At 42.7% G+C, this 5,707-nt stretch carries 5 protein-coding genes; all 5 read right to left on the bottom strand.

Annotated elements, in window-relative coordinates; translation table 11 throughout:
• On the bottom strand, positions 1-2,321 hold a 2,321-nt coding region (locus WBM98_RS13175), incomplete at its 3' end, for an FG-GAP-like repeat-containing protein (protein WP_424366485.1).
• 39 nt (positions 2,322-2,360) lie between these two features.
• Positions 2,361-3,464: an ABC transporter substrate-binding protein gene (locus tag WBM98_RS13170; RefSeq protein ID WP_424366484.1), complete on the bottom strand. Its 1,104-nt coding sequence runs from the start codon at positions 3,462-3,464 to the stop codon at positions 2,361-2,363.
• Positions 3,465-3,474: 10 nt separating this feature from the next.
• A complete protein-coding gene (locus WBM98_RS13165) occupies positions 3,475-4,791 on the bottom strand; it encodes an ABC transporter substrate-binding protein (RefSeq protein WP_424366483.1) in 1,317 nt (438 codons plus the stop codon).
• A gap of 11 nt (positions 4,792-4,802) precedes the next feature.
• A complete protein-coding gene (locus WBM98_RS13160) occupies positions 4,803-5,399 on the bottom strand; it encodes a Rid family hydrolase (RefSeq protein ID WP_424366482.1) in 597 nt (198 codons plus the stop codon).
• Between the two features lie 36 nt (positions 5,400-5,435).
• Positions 5,436-5,707, bottom strand: a 272-nt coding sequence (locus WBM98_RS13155) for a hypothetical protein (protein WP_424366481.1), incomplete at its 5' end; no start/stop codon positions are given.

Here is a 5,707-nt window from a genome sequence, read left to right as displayed (position 1 = left end):
GTAATATCCTTTACAAAAACAAATTTATCGCCATTCCAGGTATATAAGAACGGACAGGAACCTTTCAGGGATTGCGATTCGATCAGGGATTGGTCGCCTTCTGGCAATAAAATATTCTGGGGCACCCCATTGGTCCATGTAATTCGAATAATATCTGCTTTTGTTCTATCGCCCAGCCCAAAATGAACATTGGGATCGCCGACTACTTTTGTTTGATAAAGATCGCCTGCCCGCATTTCTACCTTGGCCCCTATGCCAAAATAGTTGTTCTTTGCGCTCCCTGTTCGTAGTCCAACCAATTTTATGTTCACATAGTGGTTTAGATTACCCCCATCATTACGCAACAAAAACACACCTCCTTGTACCCCCGCAATCAATAGATCCAAATCGCCATCACCATCATAGTCGATCAATACGATTTTTTCACCCGCTTTTCGGTCTTCCGGTAAAAGTTGGGATACGTTCGTAAATCTGCCGTCCCTTTCATTGTGATAAAGCAGAATGCCCCTACCGTTGGCCCTTTTGGACTTACCGACTACGAGAATGTCCAAAAAACCATCGTTGTCAAAATCAAAAAACGCCGTATCGTAAATGGTAATGTTGTTTAAATCCTTGAACATTTCCTGATTTTTTTCTGCCCATTCAAAACGACCAGCCCCCTGATTGACCAACAAACCATTGTTTTCCCTATTATCCGAACCTTGGAGAAAAAGATCTAAAAATCCATCGTTGTTCCAATCGGCAACGGCAACCAATTTACTTCCCTTTTCGTTGTGCGGTAGGTTGTCCTGAGAAATGTCTTTGAACAAACCCTGTCTCTGATTGCTGAAAAGGCTATTGGTCGCATTTTCATTGGTGACCAACAGGTCTATGTCCCCATCATCATCAAAATCACCAAAAGCGGCATCGTTACTCTTGATTCCAAGAGCGGCCAATCCCATTTTTTCAGCTTGTTCAATAAAGGTGCCATCGCCGTTATTGCGATAGACATAATTCGAATCGGGCCCTGTTTCGAAAATGTCGAGGTCCCCGTCATGGTCCAAATCAACAAACAGCGCCTTTGAACTCTCGCGTTGTGAATCCAATAATGCTTCTTTTGTAACATCATTGAATTTTCCTTCCCCTGCATTTTTATAAAGAATATTACCCCCTTCTTTTACTATGTAAAGGTCAAGAAAACCATCATTGTCGTAGTCGGCAAAAACAGCTGATGATTCTTTACCGGTATGGGTAATACCTACATCCATGGATATGTCCCAAAACAGGCTTAAATCGTTGTTGAAAAGAAAATGTTCATAGGTTTCCTTTTCATAGTTGTAACTGCCTACATAGATATCCAAATCACCATCGCTATCGTAGTCAGCCGAAGTAACATGCGTTATGTACTGTTTTTCAAGGTTGCTTTGCGCTGGGAATGCAGGCACGGCGTCTAAACCGACCGCACTTGTGGCATCGGTAAATATAATGACCTCCAAGATCGAGGTGTCTTCATCTTTTAGAGAGGAATGTTGTAAATCATAGGTGATCAAGGGGAGTCCGACCAACGCACCCTGGGAGCCTTTTAATTCCTTTATGCCTCCTTGATAGGGAAAGGTCACTTTTAAGTAATTATGGAAAATCATAAATGAGGTCAGCGCTATTTCCGTATCGGGAATTCTTAGATTGTCAAGCGTACTATCATAGTATTCAATGGCTTCTTTTGGAAACTCAGGAAACTGTTTTTTTATAATTTCCAATTGCTCAATGGCCTTATCGGTCTCTGCATTACGAATATAGATAGCGGTCAATTCCAATATTGGAACAATATTGTTGGGTGCTTTCTGTACCAAGGTGACCAAACACTTCTTTCTTTTGCTTTGGGAAGCATCATCTTCGTTCGAAGCATATAATTCAGAGAGCATGTATAATGATTTTTCATGCCCTGGGTCGAACTCAAGCGAACGGTTCAAAATAGCAATCGCTTTATCGCGCTGTTCGCTCATTTGATAAACGGTAGCCAATATTAAATTGATATCCGCATCCTTTGCATCAATCTCCATGGCCTTTAAAAGCTGTTCCTCGGCTTCTGCATATTTACCCATACGCAAATAAACCAACCCCAGATTCGCATAACCCATTTTCTTATCGGGGGCAAGGGTGATATATTTGAGAAAGGATTCCTCAGCCTCTTCGAGCTTAAATAGCTCCAAATAGGCAAGACCCATGGTTTGGGTAGATATCATTTCTATTTCCTTTTCCTTTTTTTCCTCTGCGGTCTCCCTACATCCGAAGAATGTCATAAAGACCAGAAAAAATGCAAGAAAAAAATAGGTGCTTTTCATTGAACAAAAGTTTAAGGAGGAGGTATTTGCCGACATTGATTATTTTTTGAAAATGGGGTCGTCGTTGGTTATTTCAATCAAATGCATAGGGCCCACACGATTTCCGTTTTTATCAAATTGGATGTTTCCCGTAATCCCCTTCTCATTGGTTTTGGCCATTGTTTCGTTAAATGTTTCCCGATTGAACCCGGAAGATTTAATTGCATTGATCAGTACATTTGTTCCATCAAAGGCATAAGCCGCTATGGCATTCGAAATACCATCGGAATCGGCTCGCCTATTTTGGGAATCTAAGGTATTCGATTTCATCCAGTTTCCCGAATTCAAGACTGTTAAATTTAACGGAGGTTCAGATTCCAGCGGTCTAAGACCACTTGACCCCAACATTGGAATCGTTCCGAAAACAGGTATCTGCAACCCTTTTTTTCGAAGAAGGTCAAAGAGCTCCAAAGTACTCTTACCATCCCCAAGGAGCACTATGGCATCAATGGCGTCATTCCTCATTTTTTTAATATAGGCTTCGGTATGGTCCGAAGAGTAGGTGAGGGAAACGGTTTCGGAATCCTGAAAACCACCCTGCTGAATTTGTGCTTTCAGATATTTTAAGGCTTTTTCAGCATCATAATTGCCTTGTGCAATGATCCCTATTTTTTTGATTTTCCCATTTTTGGCTATCCCCTTGACCAAAGTTTCCCCTTGTTGTATGTCATTGGGGACACAGTTATAGAACCAAGGTATAAACGCTTGGGAAAGGGTAGGGTCACTCGCCCAAGCGGATAAAAAAACCACTTTGGTCTTGGCGATGACCTGTTCGACCAAATGGGCATTCCGGCCATCATGGGACCCTAAAATGGCCCATACTTCTTCTTCAAAGACCAGATTCACGGCTTCTTTGGAACCTGTACCCCAAGCACCTTCCATAGACCGGGTAATGAGCTGGAAATGTGTGCCGTTCACCCCCGCTTTTTCATTCGCAATACGAATGGCCGATTCAGCTGCTCTCTGGGCATGTTCACTGGTGAGGTCGTTTACCAGCAATCCTATTTTTATGGTTTTTCCTTTTTCAGAATTCGCTTTTTGGGCCATACCTACTTGAAAAAGCAAGACCAAGAAAACAATATTGAAGAAAAACGGCTTGATCATTAAGTTCGTATTACCGATAACTTCCTTTACCTGATTTTGTGTATGTCTTTTCGGCCGTTGTACTACTAGGTGTATAGTGGAACTCCCCATTTTTTACTTTGGCCATCCAGATTTTACCGATATCGTTCCAGCTTCCGTCCAGTATTATTTTTCCTGTAACGCCTTCGTATCCCTGGAAGGTTTTAAGATCGGTGAGGACATCCCGAATGAGTACCCGGTTTAACCCCACTTTTCCAATGGCAGCAATGATCAGGTTCATCCCGTCATAGGCATGGGCTGCAAAAACGTCGGGCTTTATTCCAAACCGTTTAAAATAATCGGATTGGAATTTCTTCAATTTGGGATCATCGGCTTCTGGATTGTATTGGCATGTACTTACAATTGATTCGGCATCTTCCCCGGCTATCTCCATAAATTCTGATGAAACGACCCTGTCAGAGGCATAAATGGGCTGTTTCATTCCCAAAGCCTTGATTTGTTTGACAATCAATGCCGATTCCTTTGCATTCCCCCAAATAAGAATCCCATCAGGATTTGATTCTTTGATATTTTCCAATTGCATGGAGAAATCGGTTTCCCCGACTTCAAATCGTTCTTCGATCATCATCGGATGCCCCAGACGCACGGCAACACCCGAATACTCCATGATACCTACACGCCCATAGCGGTTGTTGGCCCGTATAACGGCAACGCGTTCATGTTGCATGGTATTGAAAATATAGGATGCCAAGGCATATCCACTCTGACGATCATCACTAATGACACGTATGGCCCAAGGGATGTTCGTCTCGGTAAAAGTGGGATCGGGATCACCGGTATTCACCATCATGATCTCCATTTTCAAGGTGGCCCTTAATGCCACATGGGAAACAATATCATCGATAGAACCCAACCATGCCCACACTTTTTCATCGTCCATCTGTACCACTTCATTCGCGGCGGCTCCCCAAAGACCCACATCATTATGGATCATTAACTCAAAAGGAGTGCCCTGGTAACCTCCATTGGCATTCGCTTGTTCAAGGGCCAATAAGGATCCGTTCAACATCTGCTTGCCCAGAGGCACCAAGGGAGAACCTTCCAAAGGCCCAAGGAACCCAATGCGAATTTCGGTAAGATCTGTGGGTGGCGTCTTTTCACGACCAGCGCCATAAAACTCAATAGGTTCGATAAAATGATATTTATAGGCTTTTTGAAACTTATGGTACGGAAAGATACTATCCGGTGTATTGCCATACATCAAATCATCCTGGGCATTGACCTTGCTCGGCTGAAACAATAAAACCAAAAAGATAATCCCGATTACCCAATAGTTGTGTTTCGTCATAATATCAGTTTTTAGTTTGCCTTACAAATGGCGTATACCTCTATTTCTACGAGTAAGGTTTCCCAGCATAACCTGGCTTGAATTCCAGTGGCTGCAGGTAGGGGATCGAGGCCCAACCAAGAATAGAAGGTGGTTCTTATCTTATTGAATTCCCCATAATCCCTTTCAATGTCCCTGAGGTAGTTGGTTGTGCGTACCACGTCGTGCCACGTCATTCCCTCGGCTTCAAGTAAATTCGTGATATTCACATAGGTCCGCCACAATTGTGCCTTGAAATCCCCTATATGTTCGGGTTTACCTTCTTCGTTTACACTTGCGGTTCCTGAAATCAACATTACCTTGTAGCCTCCAAAATCCAAACGTAGCGCCCGTGAAAAGGAAGATGGTTTTTGGTAGTCATAGGCTTCATTGATCGTATGGGGCGCATGTACCACATGTTTTTCAATGGGCGGTCTTTCCAAATGTATTGGGGGATAGACTGTTTCACTAATTTGATGATTTTCAGTTAAAATCCCAAGTTTTTTCATTTCTTCAACCTCACCTTCCGTTAGTTTTGAAAGGTCGATCCGTATGTTCCTATTCGCTGTGCATTCCGTTGTACTATTCATAATCTATGTGAATTATTGTTAGTTTTATTTTTAGTATTACTGTAAAGGTTGTTTCAACAATTCCCCCCGGCTAACGCCTTTTGAGGTAGCCACCCATATTTCTTCGCCATCAACATCGACCCCTATGGTATAATTATGTGAAATCGAGGGAGACATGTTCACTTGCGTTGTTTTGGCATCATTAAGTAGAACGGCCTTGCCGTTGCCATTGGTGGCGTTTTTTGTGTATGTGATCCAATTATTTCCATCCGTAGTGCTCAGTCCCTTGTCGGTACAGATAAATACCACATCGCCCGAAGCCTTGATGA

It is taken from the genome of Maribacter sp. (genome assembly GCF_049667165.1).
Lineage (GTDB): Bacteria > Bacteroidota > Bacteroidia > Flavobacteriales > Flavobacteriaceae > Maribacter_A.
The sequence above is the reverse complement of the archived record's forward strand: the minus strand, read 5'-3'. Positions and strand labels throughout refer to the sequence as shown.